Raw genomic sequence first — 25,972 nt, forward strand, 5'->3', positions numbered from 1 at the left:
AATGATATAAAATAACTGTTTGAAAGCTTGGCAGATTGATGCTTTTTGCCTACTTTTGCAGTCGTATGATGAAGTGAGGGGCTTGACAAGGCTCCTCACTTTGCATTTAATAGTGTAATCGCATGATAGAAAAGAGCATTGTAAAAGGGTTAGTGGAAGAATGGCTGGAGGGCCGGGATTACTTCCTGGTGGACGTGGCCGTGAGCGCGGACGACCGCATCGTGGTGGAGATAGACCACGCCGAAGGGGTATGGATAGAAGACTGCGTGGAGCTGAGCCGTTTCATCGAGAGCCGCCTGAGCCGCGAGGAAGAGGACTATGAACTTGAAGTGGGCAGCGCCGGGATAGGGCAGCCGTTCAAGGTCCTGCAGCAATACGTGAACCATGTGGGGAGCGAGGTGGACGTGCTCACGGCCGACGGGCGCAAGCTCCACGGGGTGCTGACGGCTGCCGGCCCGGAGAGTTTCGAGGTGACGGTGAAGGTCAAGAGGAAACTGGAGGGGGAGAAGCGCCCGAAATGGGTGGAAGAGACGGTTACACTGCGGTATGACGAAATAAAGTACACGAAGTATTCAATAAGTTTTAAATAGGAACCATGGCAAAGAAAGCAGAAACCATCAGTTTGATTGATACATTTGCAGAGTTTAAGGAGACGAAGAACATCGACCGCGCCACGTTGGTGAGCGTGTTGGAGGAGAGTTTCCGCAGCGTCATCGCCAAGCTCTTCGGCTCGGACGACAACTACGACGTGATCGTGAACCCGGACAAGGGCGACTTTGAAATCTACCGCAACCGCACGGTCGTGGCCGACGGGGAGGTAAAGGACGGCAACCGGGAGATTTCCCTCACGGAGGCACGCCAGATTGACGAGGATTACGAAGTGGGCGAAGAGGTGAGCGAGAATGTGGACTTTGCGGGGTTCGGCCGCCGCGCCATCCTGACCCTGCGCCAGACGCTGGCCAGCAAGATCCTGGAGCTGGAGCACGACAGCCTGTATAACAAGTATAAGGACCGTGTGGGCGAGATCGTGAGCGCGGAGGTGTACCAGATATGGAAAAAGGAGATGCTCTGCGTGGACGACGAGGGCAACGAGCTGATATTGCCCAAGACGGAACAGATACCTTCCGACTTTTACCGCAAGGGCGAGGCCGTGCGCGCCGTGGTGGCCCGCGTGGACAATACGAACAACAATCCCAAGATTATCCTGAGCCGCACCTCCCCCGTCTTCCTGCAACGCTTGCTGGAAGCCGAGGTGCCGGAAATACACGACGGCCTGATCACGGTGCGCAAGATTGCGCGCATGCCGGGAGAACGTGCCAAGATTGCCGTGGAGAGCTATGACGACCGCATCGACCCGGTGGGAGCCTGCGTGGGCGTGAAGGGAAGCCGCGTGCACGGCATCGTGCGCGAGTTGCGCGGCGAGAACATCGACGTGATCAACTACACGCAGAACATTTCGCTGTTCATTACCCGCGCGCTAAGCCCGGCCACGGTGAACAGCGTGCGCATCCACGAAGAGGAGCGCAAGGCGGAAGTCTACCTGAACCCCGACCAGGTCTCGTTGGCTATCGGAAAGAGCGGGTTGAACATCAAATTGGCCAGCATGCTGACGGAATATACCATAGACGTGTTCCGTGAAATAGAAGGGGCCGAAGGAGAAGGCGACGACATCTATCTGGACGAGTTCGTGGGCGACATCGACCAGTGGATCGTAGACGCGCTGAAGGGTATCGGCATGGAAACGGCTAAAGACGTATTGAACGCGCCGCGTGAAATGTTGGTATCCCGTGCCGATCTGGAGGAAGAGACCGTGGACGAGGTATTGAGAATCTTAGCAGAAGAATTTGAGGAAGAATAAGCACAAGTATGAGCATAAGACTAAATAAAGTAACCAAAGAATGCAACGTAGGGCTCCAGACTGCCGTCGAGTTCCTGCAGAAAAAGGGCTTCAGCGACGTGGAAGCCAATCCCAACACCAAAATCTCCGACGAACAGTACCAGATGTTGGTGGCCGAGTTCAAGAAGGACAAGGGGTTGAGGGACGATGCCGCTGCCGTCAGCCGTAAGCGGCAACACAAAGAAAAGAAAGCGACCATCGCGCTTCCCGAAGAGAAGCCGGTGGAGATCAAGACAGCGACCGAGGCCAGACTAGGAAAGGGGCCGAAAGTCGTAGGGCATATCGACTTGGATAACCTGGGGGCGCGGGGGCCGGTTGCTGCTCCGGAGAAAAAGGAGGCTCCGGTTCCTGCCCGTCCGGCTGAGGTGAAAGCGGAAGCGCCCGTGGCAGGACAGGAACCGAAACAGGCAGGGCCCCCCCGGGCCGGGAAGGAGGACTCCGTGGACCGGAAGGCGGCACTCCTGCAGGAAAGGAGCAATGCCATCGGTACGGAAACGGACGGTGTGTTCCGCCTGAACCATACGGCGCAGGCCGCTCCCCAACTCAAGGTGAAGGGGCATATAGACTTGTCGGCCTTGAACCAGTCTACCCGTCCTAAGAAAAAGACGAAGGAAGAGAAACGCAAGGAGCGTGAAGAAAAGAACCGCCAGGCAGGTGGCGACCGCCCGCGCCAGGGCGGAGGGGGACAGAATGCGTCCGAAAGCAAAAAGAAACGCGTCCGCATCGGCAAGGAACGTGTGGACGTGAATGCCGTGGCGGGCCAACAGAACGGGAAAAAACGGGACAATGCGCCCGGGGCGAACGGTCAGGGAGGCGGCAAACATAACAAGAACAAGAACCGCCAACAGCCGGTCATCAAGGCGGAGGTATCTGACGAGGACGTAGCCAAGCAGGTAAAAGAGACGTTGGCTCGCCTGACGAACAAGAGCAAAGCCGGAAAGGGAGCCAAATACCGTAAGGAAAAGCGGGAGAATGCCCGGGCTTCCATGGAAGAACAGCTCGAAGAACAGGCAGCAGAAAGCAAGGTGCTGAAACTTACCGAATTCGTTACCGCGAACGAATTGGCCGTGATGATGGACGTCCCGGTAACGAAGGTCATCGGGACTTGCATGAGCATCGGCATCATGGTGTCTATCAACCAACGTCTGGATGCCGAGACCATCAACCTGGTGGCCGAGGAGTTCGGTTTCAAGACGGAGTATGTCAGTGCGGAAGTTTCCGAAGCGGTGAATGAAGAGGAAGACGATGAGGAAGACTTGGTGCCGCGCGCCCCGATTGTGACCGTCATGGGGCATGTCGACCACGGCAAGACCTCTTTGCTCGACTATATACGTAATGCCAATGTGATTGCCGGGGAAGCCGGAGGCATCACGCAGCATATCGGCGCCTATAACGTGACGTTGGAGGATGGAAGGCATATCACGTTCCTGGATACCCCGGGACACGAGGCGTTCACGGCCATGCGTGCCCGTGGCGCGCAAGTGACGGATATTGCCATCATCATCATTGCGGCGGATGACGACATCATGCCGCAGACGAAAGAGGCTATCAACCATGCCATGGCGGCAGGCGTGCCTATCGTGTTTGCTATCAACAAGGTGGACAAGCCGGCGGCTAACCCCGATAAGATTAAAGAAGGATTGGCGGCCATGAATTTCTTGGTGGAAGACTGGGGAGGCAAATACCAAAGCCAGGACATATCAGCCAAGAAAGGCATCGGCGTGGAAGAGTTGTTGGAGAAGGTGTTGCTCGAGGCCGAGATGCTCGACTTGAAAGCCAACCCGAACCGTAAGGCGACCGGTTCCATCATCGAGTCTTCTTTGGACAAGGGGCGCGGTTACGTGGCGACGGTACTGGTGTCGAACGGGACGTTGCATGTAGGCGACATCGTGTTGGCCGGTACGAACTACGGCCGCGTGAAGGCCATGTTCAATGAGCGTAACCAACGTGTGAAGGAAATCGGCCCGGCTCAGGCGGCCACGGTTCTGGGTCTGGACGGGGCGCCGACAGCAGGCGACACGTTCCATGTGATGGATACGGAACAAGAGGCACGTGAGATTACCAACAAACGTGTACAGTTACAGCGCGAGCAAGGTTTGCGCACGCAGAAGATCCTGACGCTCGACGAGGTGGGCCGCCGTATCGCTTTGGGTGGTTTCCAAGAGTTGAACGTCATCGTGAAGGGAGACGTGGACGGTTCCATCGAAGCCTTGAGCGATTCTTTGATCAAGTTGTCTACGGAAAAGATTGCTGTCAATGTGATTCATAAGGGCGTGGGACAGATATCCGAGAGCGACGTGGCTTTGGCAGCGGCTTCAGAGGCCATTATCATCGGTTTCCAGGTCCGTCCTTCGGCTTCGGCCCGCAAGATGGCCGAACAACAAGGTGTCGACATCCGCCTTTATTCTATCATTTATGACGCGATAGAGGAGGTGAAGTCTGCCATGGAAGGCATGTTGGCTCCCGAAGTGAAAGAAGAAGTGACGGCCACGGTGGAGGTGCGTCAGGTTTACCATATCAGCAAGGTGGGTACGGTGGCCGGTGCGTACGTGGTCGACGGAAAAGTGCAGCGTAGCAACAAGGCTCGCGTGATTCGCGACGGTATCGTGGTGCACACCGGGCAAATCAATGCCCTGAAACGTTTCAAGGATGACGTGAAAGAGGTGGGCACGAACTTCGAGTGCGGTATCAGTCTGGTGAACTATAACGATTTGCGCGAAGGCGACATGATTGAAACCTATCAAGAGGTGGAGGTCAAGGCCAAGCTGTAAAAAGGTGATGAATGCGCTGGATATCCTGATTCTGGCCGTGGTCTTGGCGGGCTTTGTCAAGGGGCTGATGTGCGGATTTTTTCGCCAAGTCGTCTCCATTGTGGGGTTTTTGGCGGGGCTGTGGGTTGCCTTCATGCTTTATTCCGCGTTGGGCGATTGGATAGCTCCTTATATAGGAAGCGACGTATCCGTAGGACGGGCGTTGGCATTCATCCTTCTGTGGATTGGTGTTCCGGTCGGGCTGTCGCTGTTGGCGTATATGTTGACTAAAGCCGTGGAAACCGTGAAATTAGGAGGATTGAACCGTTTGGGGGGAGCTTTGTTGGGCGGATTGAAATACATGGTATTTCTGAGTTGCGCGTTGAATGTCGCGTTCAGGATACATCTGATATCCGGTCCGACGGTCGGGCATTCCCGTTTGTATCATCCGGTTCGTGCCATGTCCGACAAGCTGTTCGACGTGTGCAAGATTCATGTGGTCCGGGCTGTGGAGGATGCGGCTTCACCGGCCTTCGGGCAAGACCCGAAAAAGCAGTTAAGGTAGCTATTTACCTTATTACATAATACAATGAAGGGCAGGAATGCGGTCATGAGGTGTACTTATGGGGCATTCCTCTCTTTGGCTATAAGTGAGAGGATATGAAAGAAATGTATAAGAAAGAAGAAGATAAGAGAAATGGGGACGTTCCCAAGGACGGGCAAGGACCGGACGAAGGGAAAAACCAGTTCGTCCGTGAGGTGGCGCACAAGAAATATGAGTACGGTTTCAGTACCGACGTGCAGACCGAAATCATCGAGCGTGGCCTGAACGAGGATGTGGTGCGTCTCATCTCGTCCAAAAAGGAAGAACCGGAATGGCTGCTTGAATTCCGCCTGCAGGCTTTCCGCTACTGGCAGGCGCAGGAACAGCCGTCGTGGGCTCACCTGAAGATACCGGAGATAGACTACCAGGCCATTTCCTACTATGCCGACCCGACGAAGGGCATGAAGAAGGACGGGCCGAAGTCTTTGGACGAGATAGACCCCGAGTTGATGAAAACCTTCGACAAGCTCGGAATCCCGTTGGAGGAACGCCTGGCACTGAGCGGTACGGCGGTGGATGCCGTGATGGACTCCGTGTCCGTGAAGACCACCTTTAAGGAAAAACTTTCGGAGCGCGGCATCATATTCTGTTCCATCAGCGAAGCCGTGCGTGAGTACCCGGATTTGGTAAGGCAATATTTAGGTTCGGTGGTCCCTTACCGTGACAACTATTTCGCGGCGTTGAATTCCGCAGTGTTCAGCGACGGTTCCTTTGTCTATATCCCCAAAGGCGTGCGTTGCCCGATGGAGCTTTCCACTTATTTCCGGATCAATGCGCGGAATACGGGGCAATTCGAACGTACGCTCATCGTGTGCGACGACGGGGGCTATGTGTCCTATCTGGAAGGTTGTACTGCTCCGATGCGCGATGAGAACCAGTTGCATGCGGCCATTGTGGAAATCGTGGTGAACGAAAACGCAGAGGTGAAGTACAGCACGGTGCAGAACTGGTATCCGGGCGATGCCGAAGGGCGCGGCGGCGTGCTGAACTTGGTGACGAAGCGAGGGCACCTGCGCGGGGCGAACAGTAAGCTTTCGTGGACGCAGGTGGAGACAGGTTCTGCCATTACGTGGAAGTATCCCAGTTGCATCCTGAGCGGAGACCATTCCCAAGCTGAGTTCTACAGCGTGGCTGTGACCAACAATTACCAACAGGCCGATACGGGCACAAAGATGATTCACTTGGGGTGCGACACGAAGAGCACGATTATCAGCAAAGGCATATCGGCCGGCAAAAGCCAGAATTCCTATCGTGGGTTGGTGCGTGTGGCGCCGAAAGCCGACGGGGCGCGCAATTATAGCTCGTGCGACTCCCTGTTGTTAGGCAGCGAATGCGGGGCGCATACTTTCCCCTATATGGACGTACGGAACGAGACGGCCATCGTGGAGCATGAAGCCACCACGTCGAAGATTTCGGAAGAACAGTTGTTCTATTGCAACCAGCGCGGCATCCCTACCGAGGAGGCCGTGGGACTGATTGTGAACGGTTATGCCAAGGACGTAATCAACAAACTGCCGATGGAGTTTGCCGTAGAGGCGCAGAAACTTCTGAATGTGTCATTGGAAGGCACGGTAGGATAGACAAACTTAAAAGACAGACATTATGTTAGAGATAAAAGACTTGCATGCCAGCATCAATGGCAAAGAGATATTGAAGGGTATCAACCTGACGGTGAATCCGGGGGAGATACATGCCCTGATGGGGCAGAACGGAGCCGGAAAGAGCACGTTGAGCAATGTGTTGGTGGGAAATCCCGCATACGAGGTGACGAGTGGCAGCGTGACGTTCAACGGCAAGGACTTGTTGGCCATGAAACCGGAAGAACGGGCGCACGAAGGACTCTTTCTGTCGTTTCAACAGCCGGTGGAGATTCCCGGCGTGTCGATGGTCAACTTCATGCGTGCGGCCATCAATGCCAAACGCAAGTATCACGGGATGGAACCGATGAGCGCGGGAGATTTCCTGAAGATGATGCGTGAGAAGCGTAAGGTCGTGGAACTGGACAGCAAGTTGGCCAACCGTTCCGTCAACGAAGGGTTCAGCGGCGGGGAGAAGAAGCGTAATGAGATATTTCAGATGGCCATGCTCGAACCCAAATTGAGCATCCTCGACGAGACGGATTCCGGACTGGACGTGGATGCCTTGCGCATCGTGGCCGAAGGTTTCAACAAGCTGCGCACGCCGGAAACTTCGGCTTTGGTCATCACCCACTACCAACGCCTGTTGGACTACCTCAAGCCGGATGTGGTGCACGTGCTGCTCGGCGGACGCATCGTGAAAAGCGGAGGCCCGGAACTGGCCGTGGAGATAGAAAACAAGGGTTTCGATTGGATCAAGGCCGAAACTTCGGCCGTTTAAAAACTTGAGCGGCAATGAATAGCGAACAACAATACATGGATATTTTCACCGGATGCCGGGAGATGCTCGACAGCCATAGTGCAGGGGCGATGAACGCCTTGCGCGACAAGGCTTTTGAGGATTTCGCCCGCCAGGGTTTCCCTACGCAGAAAGTGGAACGCTATAAGTATACGGATGTCTCGGCGGCCTTTGCGCCGGACTACGGGCTGAACCTGAACCGGGTAGAGTTTCCCGTCAATCCTTACGAGGCCTTCCGGTGCGACGTGCCGAACCTGAGCACTTCGCTTTATTTTGTGGTGAACGACGCTTTTTACCGGAAGTCGCTGCCGGCCGCCGCGTTGCCCGAAGGCGTGGTGGTATGCTCCCTGAAGCAGGCGGCCGAGGATTATCCCGACCGGGTGTCGGCCTGCTACGGCAAACTGGCCCGTACGGAGAAAGACGCGATTAATGCGCTGAACACGATGCTGGCGCAAGACGGACTTTTCATTTACGTGCCGCGTGGCGTGGTGGTGGAACGCACGTTGCAGGTGGTGAACATCCTGCGTTCCGACGTGGACCTGATGGCCAACCGCCGCGTACTGGTCGTATTGGAAGAAAACGCTCAGGCGCGGTTGCTTTTCTGCGACCATGCGATGGACGACCGCAATTTCCTGACCACCCAAGTGGTGGAAGTCTTTGCGGCAGATAACGCCCGTCTGGAGTTGTATGAATTGGAGGAGACACACGTGAAGAACCGGCGTTTCAGCAACATGTATGTGCGTCAGCAGCGCGGCAGCGTGGTGAACCTCTACAACATTACGTTGCACAACGGCCAGACGCGCAACCGTACCGATTTGGTGTTGGACGGCGAAGGAGCCGAGTCGAACCTCTGCGGCCTGGTGATAGCCGACAAGGAGCAGCGCGTGGACAACAACACCCTGATAGACCACCGTGCCGAGCATTGTGTCAGCAACCAGTTGTATAAATATGTGATGGACGAACGTTCCGTAGGCGCCTTTGCCGGACGGATTCTGGTACGGCAGGGCGCGCAGCATACGATTTCGAACGAACGCAACGCCAACCTCTGTGCCACCAAGGAAGCCCGCATGTACAGCCAACCCATGTTGGAGATTTATGCCGACGACGTGAAGTGCAGCCACGGTTCCACGGTGGGACAGCTTAATGAACAGGCCCTGTTCTACATGCAGCAGCGCGGCATCAGCCGCGAAGAGGCACAGATGTTGCTCAAGTTCGCTTTTGCGGGCGAAGTCATCGATGCCATCTCCTTGGAGGCCTTGCGCGACCGCCTGCACCATTTGGTGGAGAAGCGTTTCCGTGGCGAGCTGAGCCGTTGTTCGGGATGCAAACTATGTAAATAAGAGAAAGATGTACGACATACAAGAGATACGGAAAGACTTCCCCATCCTGGGGCGCGAGGTTTACGGGCGTCCGTTGGTCTATCTGGACAACGGGGCCACGACGCAGAAGCCCCGCTGCGTGGTGGAAGCCATGACGGACGAATACTACAACGTGAACGCCAACGTGCACCGGGGCGTGCACTTCCTTTCGCAGCAGGCCACCGAACTGCACGAGGCGGCCCGCGAGACGGTGCGCCGCTTCCTGAATGCCCGTTCGACGGCTGAGATTGTGTTCACGCGCGGCACGACGGAGAGCATCAACCTCGTGGCCTCCTGCTTTGGCGAGGCCTTCATGCGCGAAGGCGACGAAGTCATCCTCAGCGAGATGGAGCACCACTCCAACATCGTGAGCTGGCAACTCCTGCAGGCACGGCGGGGCATCAAGCTGCGGGTGGTTCCGATAAACGACCGTGGCGAACTGGTTCTGGACGAATACGAGCAGCTTTTTAATGACCGCACGCGCATCGTCAGCGTGACGCACGTGAGCAACGTGTTGGGCACGGTCAATCCCATACGCCGGATGATTGACATCGCCCATGCCCACGGCGTGCCCGTATTAGTGGACGGTGCGCAGAGCACTCCGCATTTTGCAGTAGACGTGCAGTCGCTCGATTGTGATTTCTTTGCCTTCAGCGGCCATAAGATTTATGGTCCCACGGGCGTGGGCGTGCTTTATGGCAAAGAGACGTGGCTCGACCGTCTGCCGCCTTATATGGGAGGCGGAGAGATGATCCGGCACGTCACTTTCGAACGTACCACCTTTAATGAATTGCCGTTCAAGTTTGAGGCCGGCACGCCCGACTACGTGGCCACCACGGGGTTGGCGAGCGCCCTCGATTACGTCTCCGCCTTGGGCATGGACAGCATCTATGCGCACGAGCAGGAACTGGCCCGTTATGCACTGGAGCGCATGCGCCGCATTCCCGGCATGCGCATATTGGGCGAAGCCGGGGAGCGGGATGCCGTCATATCCTTCCTGGTGGGCGATATCCACCACCTGGACATGGGTACGCTGCTCGACCGCCTGGGCATCGCCGTGCGCACGGGCCACCACTGCGCCGAGCCGCTGATGCGCCGTCTGGGCGTGGAGGGCACGGTGCGCGTCTCCTTCGGCCTCTACAACACCCTCGAGGAGGTGGACGCCCTGGCCGAAGGCATCGAAAGGGTTGCCAAGATGTTCTGAGGCTTCCTCTTTAGTTATACATCCGTGCCCCGAGGACAGGTTATAACACCAAGTCTTCGGGGCACGGATGGTTTGATACGCTTTTTAGTTCCATTCCTCCCACGTGTACATTTCCCTTTCTTCGTGCGTCAGGGTGTAGAGTGCTTCGTAAGCTTCTTCTTCGGTTGAACCGTAAGCATAACAAGATGGATTTTGCAGTTGATAAGCTAAAAATCCGTCAGTTGTTTCTTCAATGCCGAATGAAATCTGTGTATCCATAATCTTTATGATTTTTAGTCAGGGCAAAGGTAACCGTTTGTTGTTTCAAACTCGTGAAAAAGACGATAAAATCCCTTTTCATTCCGCTTGTTTGAACCTGTAGCGGACGAGTATGGGATTGGAGGCGTCTTTAGTAGGAGGTAAAGGTAAATAAAGATAGACTGACGGGCAAACTTCTATGGGATTTTTTGTGCCGGCATGCTTTTGCCTCTTTTCTTTTTGTATCTTTGCCACCATGTTGTTACCGTATTTAAATCCAGATTTGATAGAGGCCGGCCTTGACGAAGCCGGGCGCGGCTGTCTGGCCGGGGCGGTGTACGCTGCGGCGGTCATCCTGCCGAAAGATTACCGCAATGAGATGCTCAACGACTCCAAACAGTTGAGCGAAAAAAAGCGGTATTTGTTGCGCGGACAGATAGAGCGGGACGCGTTGGCATGGGCCGTAGGCGTCGTCACGCCGCAGGAAATCGACGAAATCAATATCCTCAACGCTTCGTTCCTTGCCATGCACCGGGCACTCGACCAGTTGGCCGTTCGTCCGGAGGCTCTTTTGGTGGACGGGAACCGCTTCAAGCCTTACCGGGACCTGCCGCATACCACCGTGGTGAAAGGTGACGGGAAATATATGAGTGTCGCCGCCGCTTCCATTTTGGCCAAGACTTACCGCGATGATTACATGCTCCGCTTGCATGAGGAATATCCTGTGTACCATTGGGATTCCAACAAAGGTTATCCGGCCAAGGCGCACCGTGAAGCCATCCGCCGCCATGGCGTGACACCCTACCACCGGATGAGTTATAACCTGTTGGGAGACGGACAGATGGAACTCTTTGCTCCCGACGAGACGAAAGGGCGATGACCGATGGAACTGGGTATTTTTGAACGGCAGTTGAGGCTGATGGTGTTGCTCACGCAAAACCGTGAATATTCCTTGGACGAACTGTGCCGCAAGTTGGACATGAGCCGCCGCACGTTGTACCGTTACCTGGAACTGTTCCGCGACATCGGTTTCGAGGTGGTCAAGCAAGGTAGCGTTTACCGTCTCGATAAGTCGTCGCCTTTCTTTAAGGAGATCACCCAGTTGGTCCATTTCACCGAAGACGAGGCACTCACGTTGCGGCACGTGCTCGACATGGCCTCCGGCACGGATGTACAGGTACGCCATTTGCGCCATAAACTGGAGCGTATCTATGATTTCGGGATATTGAATGCGGTGGAAACCGACCCGGGACAGGCAGAAAAGCTTCAGCAGTTGTACGAGGCCGTGAAACTCCACCGCCAGGTGGTGTTGCACGATTACAGTTCTGCGCACAGCAACCGGACGAGCAACCGTGTGGTGGAACCCTATTTGTTTCTGGACCATCACGACGGGATTCGTTGTTACGAGTTACAAAGCGGCCAGAACAAGACGTTCAAAGTAAGCCGTATCGGCAGGGTGGAAGTCTTGGATTTATTGTGGAGCCACGAAGAACAGCATGCGATGGTGTATACCGACCTGTTCCGTTTCAGTGGCGAGGAACGCCGCCGGGTCGTGTTGCGGCTCGGCCGTTTGGCGTGCAGCTTGTTGAAGGAAGAATGCCCGCAGGCCATCCGCTCGTTGCAGCCCGACGGGGCGGACCATTGGTTGTTGTCGACGGATGTGTGCAGTTTTCAGGGCGTGGGGCGGTTCGTGTTGGGGCTGTTTGAAGACGTGGAAGTGTTGGAGTCGCCCGAATTCAAGTTGTTTTTGCGGGAGAAAATCAAAGATTTAACAAAAAAAGCCGGTGTTGTGTCGTAGATTGACACGACGGCATCGTTTCTTTGCACCATGAAGTTCAACCTTTAAAACTTTACGATGATGAAGAAAGAAATGATTCTGCCGTCCTCTTCCGTCCGTTCCGGACAGTATGCGGCTTCCCGTCCTTCCGTTTTTGCGGCTTTCAAAGGTTATTGTTTGCGCAGCAAGGCGGTGCACTCCCTTTCTGCGTTCTACAGCCGTTTGTTGGAAACTTGCGTCACTCCTTTGCAGACGCTGCATCTTCTTCATGCACAAATGGCTTTTGTCCTGATGGTTTTTCCGTTCCCGTTTTCTCCTTTTGTCCGTTTTTTGTTCTTGGGTTGGTTTGCACTGACGATGGTGCAATGCCGTCGTGCGGGATTGAAATAAACGGTACGGTCGGAGGGCTTTGAAGACGGTCTGACTTGAAATGCTGACGGCTTGCAATGACTTGTTTATAAACGTGTTATGTTTCTCCTTAAATTCGATTTTTTTTCTGCGCCAAACGAAAAATCAATCGGCTGAGACTGATTTTTCGTTTGGCGCAGATTGATTTTCCGTTCTCTGCACATCGCTGAAACGAATGGCAGAGGTTTGAAAAAGTTTTGTCTTTTTGTCCCATTGTACCAAGAGGCATGGGAAAGGCATAGAGATAAAAGGTGTGAAATTTCTTCGCAGGCGGGAATATTCTCGAAAACTATTCGTAATTTTGCACGGATAACGGAAAGAATAATCATTCTAAAAAATATAAAATTATGGCAAAGAAAGCACTTTTAATGATTCTCGACGGATGGGGAATGGGTAATCACGGCAAGGGTGACGTAATCTTCAACACCCCGACACCGTATATGGACTATTTGGCCCAGAATTATCCGATGTCGCAGTTGCAGGCTTCGGGTGAGAACGTGGGATTGCCCGACGGACAGATGGGGAATTCCGAGGTGGGTCACCTCAATATCGGTGCAGGCCGTATCGTGTACCAGGACTTGGTGAAAATCAACCGTGCCTGTGCCGACGGCAGCATCTTGAAGAATCCTGAAATCGTTTCAGCCTACGAATATGCCAAGCAGAACGGTAAGAGCGTGCATTTGATGGGATTGACCTCTACCGGTGGCGTGCACTCTTCGTTGGACCATCTGTTCACGCTGTGCGGCATTTCCAAGACTTACGGCATCGAGCATACTTACGTGCATTGCTTCATGGACGGGCGTGACACCGACCCGAAGAGCGGAAAGGGCTTCATCGAGCAGTTGCAGGCCGAGTGCGAGAAGACGGGCTGCGTCATCGCTTCCATCATCGGCCGTTTCTACGCCATGGACCGCGACAAGCGTTGGGAACGTGTGAAAGAGGCTTACGACCTTTTGGTGAAAGGTGAAGGCAAGCAGGTTACGGACATGGTGGCTGCCATGCAGGAATCTTATGACGAAGGCGTAACCGATGAGTTTGTGAAAGCTATCAATAATTCTACGGTGGATGGTACAATCAAGGAAGGCGATGTAGTGATTTTCTTCAACTACCGCAACGACCGTGCCAAGGAACTGACTGTGGTGCTCACTCAGCAGGACATGCCGGAACAGGGCATGATGACAATACCGGGCTTGCAGTACTATTGTATGACACCCTACGATGCCAGTTTCAAGGGCGTGCACATCCTCTTCCCGAAAGAGAACGTGCAGGACACGTTGGGTGAATACCTGAGCAAACAGGGCAAGACGCAGTTGCATACGGCAGAGACGGAGAAATATGCACACGTGACGTTCTTCTTCAACGGTGGGCGCGAGACTCCGTTCGAAGGAGAAGACCGTATCTTGGTTCCGTCTCCGAAAGTGGCTACATACGACTTGAAACCGGAGATGAGTGCATACGAGGTGAAAGACAAGCTGGTGGCTGCCATCAAGGAGAACAAGTACGACTTCATCGTGGTGAACTTTGCCAATGGCGACATGGTGGGCCATACGGGTATTTACGAGGCTATCGAAAAGGCGGTGAAGGCCGTAGACGAATGCGTGAAGGAAGTGGTGGAGACAGCCAAGGCTGCCGACTATGAGACCATCATTATTGCCGACCACGGCAATGCCGACAATGCCATCAATCCGGACGGTACGCCCAATACGGCTCACTCGTTGAATCCAGTGCCGTTCATTTACGTGACAGCCAACAAGCAGGCTAAGGTGGAGAATGGTATTTTGGCCGATGTGGCACCTTCCATCCTGCATATCATGGGGTTGGAACAACCTTCCGACATGACGGGCAAAAACTTGATAAAAGATTAATTTTACTTTATTCATGAATCCCGGGCAAGGCTTCCGCACTCAGGGGCGTGGAGGCTTTGCCCTTTTTTGTCCTCTCTTGGGTGTCGGCATTTCTTCTCTATCATGGCGTTGAGGAGCCTTTGATGCGCCTATGGTCTCAAAAACGGGAATAAATCTCCGGATTACCGAAAAAAAGCTTTATTTTTGTAGGTATAAAGAAAGAGTTTATGGATGTACAAATAGAACCGAGTTGGAAACAGCATTTGGCTCCGGAATTTGAGAAACCTTATTTCGTGAAGTTGACGAATTTCGTTCGTCAGGAGTATCGTACGACGACTTGTTATCCTCCGGGAAAGTTGATTTTTAATGCTTTCAACCTCTGCCCGTATGACAAGGCGAAGGTGGTCATTATCGGACAAGACCCTTATCACGGGCCGGGGCAGGCGCATGGTTTGTGTTTTTCTGTCAATGACGGAGTCCCCTTTCCGCCGTCCTTGCAGAATATTTTTAAAGAAATACATGATGATTTGGGGGTACCGGTGCCTCCGAGTGGCAATCTGGCCCGTTGGGCTGAACAAGGTGTGTTGTTGCTCAATGCCACATTGACGGTACGTGCCCACCAGGCCGGGTCGCATCAGCGTCAGGGATGGGAGGAGTTTACCGATGCCGCCATCAAGGCGTTGGCCGAGGGACGCGAACATCTGGTCTTTATACTTTGGGGGGCTTATGCCCAAAAGAAAGGGGCGTTTATAGACCGTAGCCGCCATCTGGTATTGGCTTCGGCCCATCCGTCTCCATTGTCTGCCTATCATGGCTTTTTCGGGAACAGGCATTTCAGCTTGGCCAATGCTTATTTGGAGCAACATGGGGAAACACCGATAAATTGGTAGGATGTCATGAAGAACGACCGTATACCTATGATTCAGATAGACGATACCATTATCTCTATCGATTGCTTGAGCGAGAAGTTTTGTTGCGACCTCGATGCCTGCAAGGGGGAGTGTTGCATAGAGGGAGATGCGGGTGCTCCTGTGGAATTGGACGAAGTGGCCGAGTTGGAAGAGGCTTTGCCGGTGGTATGGCCTTGGTTGTCGGCTTCGGCCCAGGCTGTGATCGACCGGCAGGGCGTGGTTTACACGGATGAAGACGGAGATATGGTCACCAGTATTGTCAACGGGAAAGATTGCGTGTTCACGTGTTATGACGAGCGCGGTTATTGTTATTGTGCTTTGGAGAAAGCCTACCGCGAAGGGAAGATCTCGTTCTACAAACCGTTGTCCTGCCATCTTTACCCCATTCGTTTGAAGAAGATTGGCGGTTGTGTGGCGTTGAACTACCATCGTTGGGATGTATGCAAGATGGCCGTGATGAAGGGCGGGCATTTGAATCTTCCGGTTTACCGTTTCCTGAAAGAACCGCTCATACGCCGTTTCGGCGAAGAATGGTACACGGAACTGGAGAGTGCAGCAAAGGAATTGAAAGAACAGGGCTACTTGGAATGAGAGCCGATATGCAGGGATGATGTGAATCGTAAACCGTCTGACAGTATAGGCTTGTTCTGCGAAAGTAAAAAAATATCAGTCGCTCTCTTCCCAAGAGAGCGACTGACAATGCAAAAATACCATAATTATTTGAGAAAGAAGAAAGAACAATGCAAAATATTTTAGCATTGTCCAACAAAATGAGCAAGCTGTTTTAAATCACGTGATTTAAAACCATAGTCTGGAATTCATTCATAATGTTTTAAATACGTCAGTCGCTCTCTTGGGAAGAGTGCGATTATTTATTAATTAAAAACAAGGTATTATGAAAAAGCTAAGTTATTTATGGATGTTACTTCTGGCTTTAATGGTGGGAGTAAGTTTTGTGTCTTGCGACGATGACGATGAAGGTGATGTGGGAGCACCTAAAGAGTTGTTGGGTACATGGTTGTGGTATGGAGATGAAATTACATTTAATGCTAACGGAAGTGGCGTGATAGTGGAGGAAGGTGAACGGTATCCGTTTTCGTTCACTTATGATGCGGCTTCTAAGACCGTGACCGTTTCGGCCGATGGCGAAGTGATGCGTTGGACGATTGTTTCTATCTCAGATACTAAAATGGTGGCTGTGGATGAGGATGGTTATGAAGAGGTGTTTTTGCGTCCCGGGACTTCTGGCGGTGAAGGCGAAGGAGGCGGTGACATCCCTCAGTCTGCTCCCGAATATGACACTTCTGCTCCTGTCGATTTGCCCGATGCTGCACGTTATGCGGACGTGAGCGGAAAGTATGAAATCAATACCTCTGAAATTCCTTACCGTTCTATCGAACTGACAGCTGACGGGCAATATGTGGCGATAAAGGCTGCCGCCTATCCTTATGGCGTGAAAGCTGCGGCACGCAAGGCTACGAAAGTGGCCGGTTTGTTCAATCGCCGTCCTGTGTTCAGCCGCAATATTGAGAACACGATGTTGATAGCAGGGCGTTTTGAACAAGTTATTGAAAATGAATACAGTTTGGAAGGGCTTGGTACATTGGTTGTGGAAGGACGGGACGGAAACGGTAATATCACAGCTTTTAAAATGATAGGCTATGATGGAGTGGAGACCGAGGTACCTGTACAAAAGGCTGTGAACGTGGACGATGAGTTGACGGGAAATTCCGGAAATCTTTGCCGTATGTGGACGGCCGTGGAAGAACGTGCACAGTATTATATGGAAAAGGTGAATGTATATGATGCCATCTATCGTGTGGATGCCGACCAAGTGACTACCTATGTGAACAGTTACGGCATAGATTGGGCGGAAGAAGACATCTTCGACGTGGGAAGTGAAGCCATGGAACGTGTGCTGTTCTCGCAAGCAGGTACTTACTTGCAATTTTTCCGCGATGGTTCTGTGGAGCTTTCCTATTGGAGATGGGAGGACAAGGCCAATGGTGTCATTTATGCCTATGACTTTGGTGAGGAATATGACGGAACAACTGCCACTGCCGTTTTCTATGGGAATCGTGTCAATGTGTTGGAAAGTTTCTCCGACTATTCGGAAGAAGATGATTTGTTGATGCGGTCTATCTACACTACGGTGCTCGAAGCTGCTTATTGATTTTGATAGAGGTGTTAAGATAATAAAAGCCGTTTTAGCTATTTTTTTATGCTAAAACGGCATTTTTTATTTTGAAGATTAGAGCATTGGGGCTTTATTATGTCGTTGGTTTGTCTCTTCGTAAGAGATAAACTGACAGGACAAAGTTATGCTAATAACTTGAAAAATACAAGAATAACGAAGATAAATATAGTAGAGGTTACAAACAAATTCAGTACTTTGTCAAGAGTCTGACATAAAACAGATTTGTATCTCTATATTGTATAGCTTATTACTCTCGTCAGTTTATCTCTTACGAAGAGAGCAATGTGTAATTAAAAAAATAAGTTATGAAAAGAGTTACTTTTTTATGGTTGTGGGTTTGTGCCCTTTTGTGGGGCGCAGGCGTGCAGGTTTGGGGCGCACCGATCACTTTTGTGGTGGATGGTTATAAGTATATCGTCCGTAGCGGAGAAAGCCAACGGGTTACTTTGTCAGCCATTCCCCGTGGGGTGAAGGATATAGTCATTCCTTCCTCTGTGCAGCATGAGGGTGTGGACTACAGCGTGGTGTGGATTGGTGGGGATGCCATCATCGCTTCATCCATCCATTCGCTTTCGATTCCGGCCACGGTGGAAGGTTTCAGTGATGAAAAGTATGCTTTCGACGATTGCGACCAGTTGGAGAAAGTGACGGTGGATCCAAGTTCCGAATTCTTCTTTTCGCAGGACGGATGCCTTTACAGTAAGACATTGCCGAAGAGATGCCTTGTCATTCCGCGCATGGTGAAAGGCACGGTGGTCGTTCCGGACGATGCGGTGGGAGGAGAACGTCCTTCATTGTATTTGGAGGATAAGCCCAATATCGAGGGTATTGTGTTTCCGGCCGGTTTGGTTAATCTGACAGTGAAGGACTGCCCGTCTTTGGTTTCCGCAACGTTCCCGGCTTCGGCAGAAGGTATTTCCATTGACGGTTGCCCGTCTTTGGCCAAGTTAGAGATGTCCGGCAAGAGTGAACGTTATGAAGTAGAAGACAATGTGCTGTACGGATGGTATACAGAATGGAATTCTGATGTGAGGTTGCGTGAAATCGTTTTTCTCGGTGTGGACAAGACATCTTATACGATGCCGGCGGATGCAAGGTTGACATCGTCTTATCAAGCTGCGCAGTTTGCCGCTATGGAGAATTTGGTTTCTTTGTCTGTCGCAGCGGGAAATGCCGAATATGTTTCAGAGGACAATGCCATTTATTCACGTGAGCCTTTTAATGGGGAAAGGAGCTTGGTGGATTTGGCCGGTGGATTGACATCATTCCACATACCGGCGGATGTCGCTGATGTGGCGCATGTTGAGATTCCTTCGGATGATTATAATTTTGAAGATCGTGTTGTGCCGGTATTCGGCATGTTGAAGAAGTTGGAAAAACTGACTGTGGCCGAAGGAAACAAGCACTTTGCGGCTTCCGGCAATGTGTTGCTCCAAAAGGCGGACGAAGCCATAGGCGGAGGAGAAGAAGGTTGGGTGGCCATGTTGGTGGCACCGGCCTTGACCGGCAAGGTTGTGCTGCCTGACGATGTTGTCAAGGTGGACGGTATGGCTTTCTATGGCTCGTTGATTTCTTCAGTGACCATTCCCGATGGGGTAATGGTGTCTTACGGTGCGTTCGGCAACAGCAAGCAGTTGACGGAGGTTATCTTTAAAGGGAGTGCGTCGGCCGAAAGTTCCGCTTTCGTGGGGACACCGTGGTTGGAAAACCATGAGCCTGGCGTGATTTATGCCGGAACGACGGCCATCGGCTTGGCAGGCGACTTGGCAGAAATTACCATCAAGCCGGGTACAAAGACCATCGGCAAAGAGGCGTTCACTCCGTTCGACCGTCCCACATCTTTGGTCAAGGTGGTTCTGCCCGATGGTTTGGAGACGATAGAATCCTATGCTTTCGCCAATTGTGATAAGTTGAAGGAAATCAACCTGCCGGCTTCGTTGAAAACTGTGGTTGGCAACGCTTTTGATTATTGTACGGCCTTGTCCGGTTTGACATTGGAAGAAGGTATCACTTTCTTGCCGGATGTTTTTGCAGACCTGCCCGTCAAGAAGGTTTATGTGCCTGCATCTGTCGGTGATTGGGAAGCTTCCGGTTTTGGATATTATGTAGAAGCCTTTGAGGTGTCGCCCGACAATCCTTACTACAAGTCGGTGGATGGTATTGTGTATGCCAAAGACCTCGTTACGGTGTATATGGTACCTCCGGCCAAGACGAGGGTAAGGATAGAAGAGGGGGTGAAGTATATCGGCGAGCCGGATGAATGGGCGCGCATGCGCAGCGCGGATATCACTGTGCCTGAGATTTATTTTGGCGACAGGATAGAGTCTATTTCATTGCCTTCAACCCTTGAGGCGGTTTATGGTTATGGCATGTTCTCTTATTGCAGGCTGAAAGAGTGCCGGGTTTATAATCCCTCTCCCATAGTATTGGAGGAAAATACATTCCCGTACGACTTGTCCGGAGTGACGCTTTATGTTCCGGAAGGCAGTCTGGAAGCTTATAAGAATGCCGTGGAATGGTCGCGTTTCGGGCATATTGAAGAGTTCGACGCTTCTGCCATCAACGGTTTGCCGGCAGCTCAAGAGGTGAAAGAAGTAGGCCGCTATACGTTGGACGGTCGCAAGATTACGCAGCCGGAGCGTGGCATCAACCTGATTAAGATGAGCGATGGTACAACTCGTAAGGTAGTGGTAGACTGATTGCTTGCAGATAGAAACAAAAGAATCCGCTTTGACTATGTCGAAGCGGATTCTTTTGTTTTATATGGCAGGGGGCTTTTCATTGCCCGTCCATGTTTATGCGTCGATATTGGCGTAAGTGGCGTTCTGTTCGATAAACTCACGGCGCGGTCCGACATCTTCGCCCATCAGCATGGAGAACACGTAATCGGCTCCGGCTGCGTCTTCGATGGTGACCTGCTTCAGCAGGCGTGTTTCGGGGTTCATGGTAGTTTCCCATAACTGTTCCGGATTCATTTCTCCTAAACCTTTGTAGCGTTGGGTTGTCATACCTTGTTCGGAACCGTTGTTATATTGTTGCATGAAACGCAGGCGGTCGGCTTCCGTATAGCAATACTCTTCGATTTTACCCTTCTTGCAACGATAAAGCGGAGGAGTGGCGATATACAAGTGGCCTTTCTGGATGAGTTCGGGCATGTAGCGGTAGAAGAGCGTCATCAGCAGTGTGTCAATGTGGGAACCATCGACATCGGCATCGGTCATGATGATTACTTTGTAATAGCGTAGCTTTTCATAATTGGCTTCCTTGCTGTCTTCGCCCAAGCCGAAACGTACGCCCAAAGCCTGTATGATGTTGTTCACTTCTTCATGTTCGAAAGCCTTGTGCCACATGACACGCTCCACGTTGAATATCTTACCGCGGATGGGGAGGATGGCCTGATATTGACGGCTGCGCCCTTGCTTGGCAGAGCCGCCGGCCGAATCACCCTCGACGATGAACAGTTCGCAGTTGGCTGCATCCTTGTCCGAACAGTCGGCCAACTTGCCCGGCATACCGCCGCCCGACATCGGACTCTTGCGCTGTACGCTTTCACGGGCCTTGCGGGCGGCCACACGTGCTGTCGCAGCCAGGATGACTTTGTCCACAATAAGTTTGGCTTCTTTTGGATGTTCCTCCAAATAATAACTTAAGGCTTCGCCTACGGCTTGCTGTACGGCACCGGCTACTTCGCTGTTACCCAATTTGGTTTTGGTCTGTCCTTCAAACTGCGGTTCGGCCACTTTGATGGAAATGACGGCGGTAAGTCCTTCGCGGAAGTCCTCGCCGGAAATTTCCACCTTGTTCTTCTCTAGCTTTTCCAATTCCTTGGCGTATTCGTCTTCAGCGTATTTCTTCAGCGTACGGGTCAGTGCCGTGCGGAAGCCGGCCAAGTGCGTACCGCCTTCTATGGTATTGATGTTGTTGACGTAGGAGTGGATATTTTCCGTATAACCGTTGTTGTACATGATGGCTACTTCGATAGGAACCCCTTGCTTTTCCGTGTTCAGGTATATCACGTCGTTGAACAGGTGGATACGGCTGGAATCAATGTAGCGCACGAATTCTTTCAGGCCGTCCTTGCTGTGGAATGTCTCGCTGCGCGGCACACCGTTCTCGTCCTTTTCGCGCATATCGGTCAGGATAATGGTGATACCAGCATTCAGGAATGCCAGTTCGCGCATGCGGTTGGCCAGAATCTCATATTTGTAAGTGGTCGTGATGAAGATGCTGCTGTCCGGCCAGAACTGTTGGCGTGTGCCCCGAAGTTCGGTTTCGCCTACGACCTTGACCGGATAAAGCGGCTTGCCGCATTCGTATTCTTGTTGGTAAATCTTGCCTTCCCGGAAGACTTGCGAAAGCATGTGGGTAGAAAGGGCGTTTACGCAAGACACACCGACACCATGAAGACCTCCGGACACCTTATAGGAACCCTTGTCGAACTTGCCACCCGCATGAAGTACGGTCATTACGACTTCCAATGCGGACTTGTGCTCTTTTTCATGCATGTCTACCGGAATACCGCGGCCGTTGTCTTGTACGGTGATGGAGTTGTCTTCATTGATAGTGACTTCTATGTGAGTACAATAGCCGGCAAGTGCTTCGTCGATGGAGTTATCCACGGTTTCATAAACCAAGTGGTGCAAACCTTTCTCGCTGATGTCTCCGATATACATCGCCGGACGTTTGCGTACGGCTTCCAGTCCTTCCAACACCTGAATGCTGCTGGCCGAATAATTTGTGCCTTTTATTTCTTCTTCTGACATAGTTTTAATTCGTTCATATTTAACGCACAAATATACGCAAAAACTTTGAAAGGGGAAAGGAAAAAGGAGGGTTTTGCCCTTTATGTAACCGTGAAAATCCTGTGGGTTTGTCGTGTTTAGACGAGGATGTTTGCTTGCGTCGGCCGAAAAGTGTAATTTTGCCGTTTAAAGAAGTTGCCGGGTCATGATGTCGGTTTTTTAATAATTGGAAAAAGAGGTGATGGGTAATTGTCTGGAGATAGCCGGTACCTGTGTCGGTCTGATTTATCTTTGGCTAGAGTATAAAGCTAGCATTTATTTGTGGATAGTAGGTGTAGTCATGCCGGCCATCTATATTTTCGTGTATTATGAAGCAGGGTTATACGCAGATTTTGCTATCAATGTTTATTATCTGTTGGCGGCTGCGTACGGATGGTTGAGTTGGAAATACGGGTGGGGCGGAAAGGAGGACGCTGTTTCTGCTCTGCCGATAACCCATACTCCTCCCCGGATTTATGTGCCTCTGTTCTCGGTCTTTGTGGTCACTTTGGTATTGATTGCCTGGATCTTAACAGAGTTTACCAATAGTGACGTGCCTTGGTCGGATAGTTTTACGACGGCTTTGAGTATCGTGGGAATATGGATGTTGGCCCGTAAATACGTAGAGCAGTGGTTGGTGTGGATTATAGTCGATGTGGTTTGCTGTGGATTGTATGTTTATAAAGAACTTTATTTTACGGCCGGACTGTACGGCCTTTATGCCCTAATTGCTATCGGAGGATATAAGAAATGGATACGAATGATGGAAGAGGAGAAATGAGACGGGTCGGTTGGGATTTTGTGCCGGAAGCGGTAGTCGTGGGGAATGGGGAGTTTCCCGTGTCGGCTTTGCCGTTGAGGATACTGGATACAGCTCCTTTTACGGTATGTTGTGACGGGGCGGCCGACCGTTGTTTAGAGTCGGGACGCGTGCCGGACAGGATTGTAGGGGATGGAGATTCGTTGAGCGTGGAAAACCAGAAAAGATATGCGGGTATTATCCGGTATAATCCGGACCAAGAGACAAACGACCAGACCAAAGCTGTGAGCTATCTATTGGAAAAAGGATTTCGTCGGATTGCCATTGTCGGTGCTACGGGGCGTAGGGAAGATCATACTTTGGGGAATATCAGCCTGTTGATGGAATATATGCGGATGGGAGCGGAAGTACGTATGTATACGGATTATGGTTTTTTCGTACCGGTGAAAGGGGATTGCCGTTTTTTCTGTTGCAAGGGGGTACAGGTTTCGATTTTTGCTTTCGGCACGCGAGGCTTGCGTGGGGAAGGTCTGGCTTATCCTTTGCGCGATTTTGCCAACTGGTGGCAAGGGACGTTGAACGAGGCGACCGGTGAAGAGTTCGTGATACGTGGGGAGGGGGAGTATTTAGTGTTCATCAATATGCCGACGGTTTCTTAGGGACAGTTTGCCCAATGGGTACAGATACAAAAAAAAGAGTTGAAGAAACTTCAACTCTTTCCTATATATGATACTATCGGAATTATCCCAATTTGTTGATGTAAATGGCCAATTTAGATTTCAAATTGGCAGCTTTATTCTTGTGTATGATGTTTACTTTAGCCAATTTGTCTAACATCTTTTGTACACTGGGATACATCGCTGTAGCCTCAGCCTTGTCTGTCGTAGCACGAAGCTTACGAACAGCATTACGCATGGTCTTCGCGTAATATCTATTGTGGAGTCTTCTTTTTTCCTCCTGCCGTATTCTTTTTAATGATGATTTATGGTTTGCCATCTTTACGTTTAAATAATTCGTTCAACTTAGTAGTCCCTAGGAGAGTCGAACTCCTCTTTAGAGAATGAAAATCTCTCGTCCTAACCGATAGACGAAGGGACCAACGCGATTTGAGCTTTCGCTCTTTTGCTTTCTGAAACCGTTTTCAAGTCATTTGCAGACTACCGTTCTCATTTGCGATGCAAAGGTATGGCTTTTCTTTGAACCGACAAAATAAATCGAGGAAAATCTTTCAAAAAAATGTGTTTTTGGTGATTTTTTCCCGTATTTCGGTCGTTTTTCCTAATTTTAGTCCCCAAAAATGGAGATTTATGCAGGAAAAAACGCAAGGCGTGGTGTTGCGTACGCTAAAATACAACGACAATTCTTTGATTGTGGATATCTATACGGCCATACGTGGGACGGTGTCTTTCATGGTAAAGTTGCCAAAATCGCGTAAGGCGGCCCTCAAAGGTGTGTTCTTTCGGCCGCTTTCCATTTTGGAGATAGATTTCGACTACCGGCAGAAGTCGGCTTTGCAGCGCATACGGGATGTGCGGTTCAAGTATGTTTATCAGACGTTGCCGTACGACCCACGTAAGTCTTCCATGGCTTTGTTCCTGGCCGAATTCCTTTGCCGTGTGTTGAAACATGAAGAGGGGAGCGACACACTTTTTTCCTATATCCTCTATTCTTTGCAATGGTTGGATGCTAGCGGGGAGGGGTTCTCAAACTTCCATCTGGTTTTTCTCACACGGCTGACGCGGTTTCTTGGTTTCTATCCCAACGTGGAGGAGTGGCACAAGGGGGATTGTTTCGACATGGTGGAGGCTTGTTTTGTGTCCTCTTCCCCGTCTCGCCATGCATATTTGGAACCGCAAGAGGCGGCTCTCATCCCCCTCTTCATGCGGATGAACTATGATACGATGCGTTTTTTTGCGATGAACCGTCTGGAGCGCGGTCGTTACTTAGAGGTGTTGGATGAGTATTACAGGCTGCATGTCCCGGAGTTCCCTGAATTGAAATCCTTGGATGTCCTGAAGGAGGTTTTTGCCTGATTCCGAGCGTGGGGGAAGCAATGTCCGGGGCTTGTATGTCCTTAAGGGATATGCAAGAAAGCTTTGAATCACAAAAGGAAAAAGCCTATGTGGCTTCTTCCTTTTGCGTGTGCCAAATGAAAAGTCTATTGTCTTTTCAATATATAGTGTCCGGCAAGCTCGCCTTGATTGACTGTGCCCAGGCTGTCAGACAGCATAAAGCCTGTTTCGACACGTTTGAAATAAGTCTTTTCTCCGGAAGAAGGAGTAATCAGTTCAATCAAGTCCTTTGCCTTCAGGTGGTAAATGCCGCTGCTTTCATACTTCTCGTCTTTTTCGCCGATGTATTCTCTTTTATAGGTATAAGTGCTGTCTGCATTGATTGTCAGTGAAGCGCGGATGCCTTCACAGGATGCAGCCGGAAATATACCTTCAAAGGTGCCCGTCATGGCGAGGGCAGTTGTGTCGCCGACGGCTGTGGCTGCTTCCGTTTCTGTCGTTTCTGTTGTTGCAGCTTCTTTTTTCTGGTTGCTTGTGCAGGCGGCCATGCAAGCCAACAAGGCTGCTGCCAAGATCTGATTCATTTTTTTCATACTTAAAATCCTTTCTTTTATAAGTTTGCCTTAGAACAGTTGTTTCTTCAAGACACACAAAAGTACATGTTATTTTGGGAATGAAATCATGAACCCGGATAATCTTTTCGACTTTAACATACCAGAGGACCCTTTGGGCAAAAAGGCAATGTGCACAATCTTGTTGGCTAACGAGTTTTCCGGATTATTGGCAACCGTCGCCTGCCGCAAAAGACGGGGCTTTACGGAAAGTGGCGTCAACAGCAATCAGAATCAATTTTTTA

The 25,972-nt window shown here is 51.3% G+C and carries 22 protein-coding genes, 1 tRNA gene and 1 pseudogene; 19 read left to right on the forward strand and 5 right to left on the reverse strand.

Features of this window, described 5'->3' with window-relative positions; translation table 11 throughout:
• The first annotated feature begins 122 nt into the window (after positions 1 to 122).
• From rimP to E0E47_RS12435, 8 genes and pseudogenes are all read left to right on the forward strand, one after another.
• The gene (gene rimP, locus E0E47_RS12400) at positions 123 to 590 is read left to right on the forward strand and encodes a ribosome assembly cofactor RimP (RefSeq protein ID WP_130893857.1); all 468 of its coding nucleotides are present in this window, start codon (positions 123 to 125) and stop codon (positions 588 to 590) included.
• A 5-nt stretch (positions 591 to 595) separates the two neighbouring features.
• Positions 596 to 1,858 (forward strand): transcription termination factor NusA, encoded by a 1,263-nt coding sequence (gene nusA / locus E0E47_RS12405; protein ID WP_130893858.1) that lies wholly within the window; start codon positions 596 to 598, stop codon positions 1,856 to 1,858.
• A 587-nt stretch (positions 1,859 to 2,445) separates the two neighbouring features.
• Positions 2,446 to 4,668 (forward strand): annotated as a pseudogene (gene infB / locus E0E47_RS12410) (translation initiation factor IF-2); the annotation flags it as partial.
• A 7-nt stretch (positions 4,669 to 4,675) separates the two neighbouring features.
• The gene (locus tag E0E47_RS12415) at positions 4,676 to 5,212 is read left to right on the forward strand and encodes a CvpA family protein (RefSeq protein ID WP_130893860.1); all 537 of its coding nucleotides are present in this window, start codon (positions 4,676 to 4,678) and stop codon (positions 5,210 to 5,212) included.
• A 95-nt stretch (positions 5,213 to 5,307) separates the two neighbouring features.
• A complete protein-coding gene (sufB, locus tag E0E47_RS12420) occupies positions 5,308 to 6,831 on the forward strand; it encodes a Fe-S cluster assembly protein SufB (protein WP_130893861.1) in 1,524 nt (507 codons plus the stop codon).
• 22 nt (positions 6,832 to 6,853) lie between these two features.
• Positions 6,854 to 7,609, forward strand: a complete 756-nt coding sequence (sufC, locus tag E0E47_RS12425; protein WP_008628924.1) for a Fe-S cluster assembly ATPase SufC — start codon at positions 6,854 to 6,856, stop codon at positions 7,607 to 7,609.
• 14 nt (positions 7,610 to 7,623) lie between these two features.
• Positions 7,624 to 8,967: a Fe-S cluster assembly protein SufD gene (gene sufD, locus E0E47_RS12430; RefSeq protein ID WP_130893862.1), complete on the forward strand. Its 1,344-nt coding sequence runs from the start codon at positions 7,624 to 7,626 to the stop codon at positions 8,965 to 8,967.
• A gap of 7 nt (positions 8,968 to 8,974) precedes the next feature.
• Positions 8,975 to 10,189 carry an aminotransferase class V-fold PLP-dependent enzyme gene (locus tag E0E47_RS12435; RefSeq protein WP_130893863.1) on the forward strand — a complete coding sequence of 405 codons (1,215 nt, stop codon included), beginning with the start codon at positions 8,975 to 8,977 and terminating at the stop codon, positions 10,187 to 10,189.
• Positions 10,190 to 10,273: 84 nt separating this feature from the next.
• Here E0E47_RS12435 and E0E47_RS12440 read toward each other — a convergent pair whose 3' ends face one another.
• Positions 10,274 to 10,447, reverse strand: a complete 174-nt coding sequence (locus E0E47_RS12440; protein WP_008628935.1) for a hypothetical protein — start codon at positions 10,445 to 10,447, stop codon at positions 10,274 to 10,276.
• Between the two features lie 235 nt (positions 10,448 to 10,682).
• Here E0E47_RS12440 and E0E47_RS12445 point away from each other — a divergent pair, with 235 nt between their 5' ends.
• The 8 genes from E0E47_RS12445 (at position 10,683) to E0E47_RS12480 (ending at position 20,262) form a co-directional block, all read left to right on the forward strand.
• Positions 10,683 to 11,306, forward strand: coding sequence for a ribonuclease HII (locus tag E0E47_RS12445; protein WP_130893864.1), 624 nt, complete (start codon positions 10,683 to 10,685; stop codon positions 11,304 to 11,306).
• 3 nt (positions 11,307 to 11,309) lie between these two features.
• A complete protein-coding gene (locus E0E47_RS12450; RefSeq protein ID WP_130893865.1) occupies positions 11,310 to 12,224 on the forward strand; it encodes a helix-turn-helix transcriptional regulator in 915 nt (304 codons plus the stop codon).
• Between the two features lie 57 nt (positions 12,225 to 12,281).
• Positions 12,282 to 12,593 carry a hypothetical protein gene (locus E0E47_RS12455; protein ID WP_008628947.1) on the forward strand — a complete coding sequence of 104 codons (312 nt, stop codon included), beginning with the start codon at positions 12,282 to 12,284 and terminating at the stop codon, positions 12,591 to 12,593.
• A gap of 365 nt (positions 12,594 to 12,958) precedes the next feature.
• Positions 12,959 to 14,476, forward strand: a complete 1,518-nt coding sequence (gpmI, locus tag E0E47_RS12460) for a 2,3-bisphosphoglycerate-independent phosphoglycerate mutase (protein WP_130893866.1) — start codon at positions 12,959 to 12,961, stop codon at positions 14,474 to 14,476.
• A 206-nt stretch (positions 14,477 to 14,682) separates the two neighbouring features.
• On the forward strand, positions 14,683 to 15,345 hold the full coding sequence (gene ung, locus E0E47_RS12465) for a uracil-DNA glycosylase (protein WP_130893867.1): 663 nt from the start codon (positions 14,683 to 14,685) through the stop codon (positions 15,343 to 15,345).
• Positions 15,346 to 15,372: 27 nt separating this feature from the next.
• A complete protein-coding gene (locus tag E0E47_RS12470; RefSeq protein ID WP_172604771.1) occupies positions 15,373 to 15,957 on the forward strand; it encodes a DUF3109 family protein in 585 nt (194 codons plus the stop codon).
• 304 nt (positions 15,958 to 16,261) lie between these two features.
• Complete coding sequence (locus E0E47_RS12475) at positions 16,262 to 17,539, forward strand: hypothetical protein (RefSeq protein ID WP_130893869.1); 1,278 nt, start codon at positions 16,262 to 16,264, stop codon at positions 17,537 to 17,539.
• A 329-nt stretch (positions 17,540 to 17,868) separates the two neighbouring features.
• Positions 17,869 to 20,262: a leucine-rich repeat domain-containing protein gene (locus E0E47_RS12480; RefSeq protein ID WP_130893870.1), complete on the forward strand. Its 2,394-nt coding sequence runs from the start codon at positions 17,869 to 17,871 to the stop codon at positions 20,260 to 20,262.
• 96 nt (positions 20,263 to 20,358) lie between these two features.
• Here the strand turns inward: E0E47_RS12480 and gyrB are convergent, their stop codons facing one another.
• Entirely contained in the window at positions 20,359 to 22,326 is a 1,968-nt protein-coding gene (gene gyrB, locus E0E47_RS12485) for a DNA topoisomerase (ATP-hydrolyzing) subunit B (protein WP_008628956.1), read from the reverse strand.
• A 220-nt stretch (positions 22,327 to 22,546) separates the two neighbouring features.
• On the opposite strand from gyrB, the gene pnuC reads away from it, so the two are divergent.
• Positions 22,547 to 23,125, forward strand: coding sequence for a nicotinamide riboside transporter PnuC (gene pnuC / locus E0E47_RS12490; RefSeq protein ID WP_008628957.1), 579 nt, complete (start codon positions 22,547 to 22,549; stop codon positions 23,123 to 23,125).
• On the forward strand, positions 23,122 to 23,763 hold the full coding sequence (locus E0E47_RS12495; RefSeq protein WP_008628958.1) for a thiamine diphosphokinase: 642 nt from the start codon (positions 23,122 to 23,124) through the stop codon (positions 23,761 to 23,763). The genes pnuC and E0E47_RS12495 overlap by 4 nt, the downstream gene beginning before the upstream one ends.
• Positions 23,764 to 23,845: 82 nt before the next feature.
• On the opposite strand, the gene rpsT is transcribed toward E0E47_RS12495, so the two are convergent.
• Both rpsT and E0E47_RS17355 read right to left on the reverse strand, forming a co-directional pair.
• Entirely contained in the window at positions 23,846 to 24,100 is a 255-nt protein-coding gene (gene rpsT, locus E0E47_RS12500; protein WP_008628959.1) for a 30S ribosomal protein S20, read from the reverse strand.
• Positions 24,101 to 24,130: 30 nt separating this feature from the next.
• Positions 24,131 to 24,202 (reverse strand) — tRNA-Glu (locus E0E47_RS17355).
• A gap of 209 nt (positions 24,203 to 24,411) precedes the next feature.
• Here E0E47_RS17355 and recO point away from each other — a divergent pair.
• Positions 24,412 to 25,137 carry a DNA repair protein RecO gene (gene recO, locus E0E47_RS12505; RefSeq protein ID WP_130893871.1) on the forward strand — a complete coding sequence of 242 codons (726 nt, stop codon included), beginning with the start codon at positions 24,412 to 24,414 and terminating at the stop codon, positions 25,135 to 25,137.
• Between the two features lie 125 nt (positions 25,138 to 25,262).
• Here recO and E0E47_RS12510 read toward each other — a convergent pair whose 3' ends face one another.
• Complete coding sequence (locus tag E0E47_RS12510) at positions 25,263 to 25,709, reverse strand: copper resistance protein NlpE (protein ID WP_130893872.1); 447 nt, start codon at positions 25,707 to 25,709, stop codon at positions 25,263 to 25,265.
• Positions 25,710 to 25,972 lie beyond the last annotated feature (263 nt).

It is taken from the genome of Paraprevotella xylaniphila YIT 11841, from assembly GCF_900683745.1.
Classification (GTDB): Bacteria; Bacteroidota; Bacteroidia; order Bacteroidales; family Bacteroidaceae; genus Paraprevotella; species Paraprevotella xylaniphila.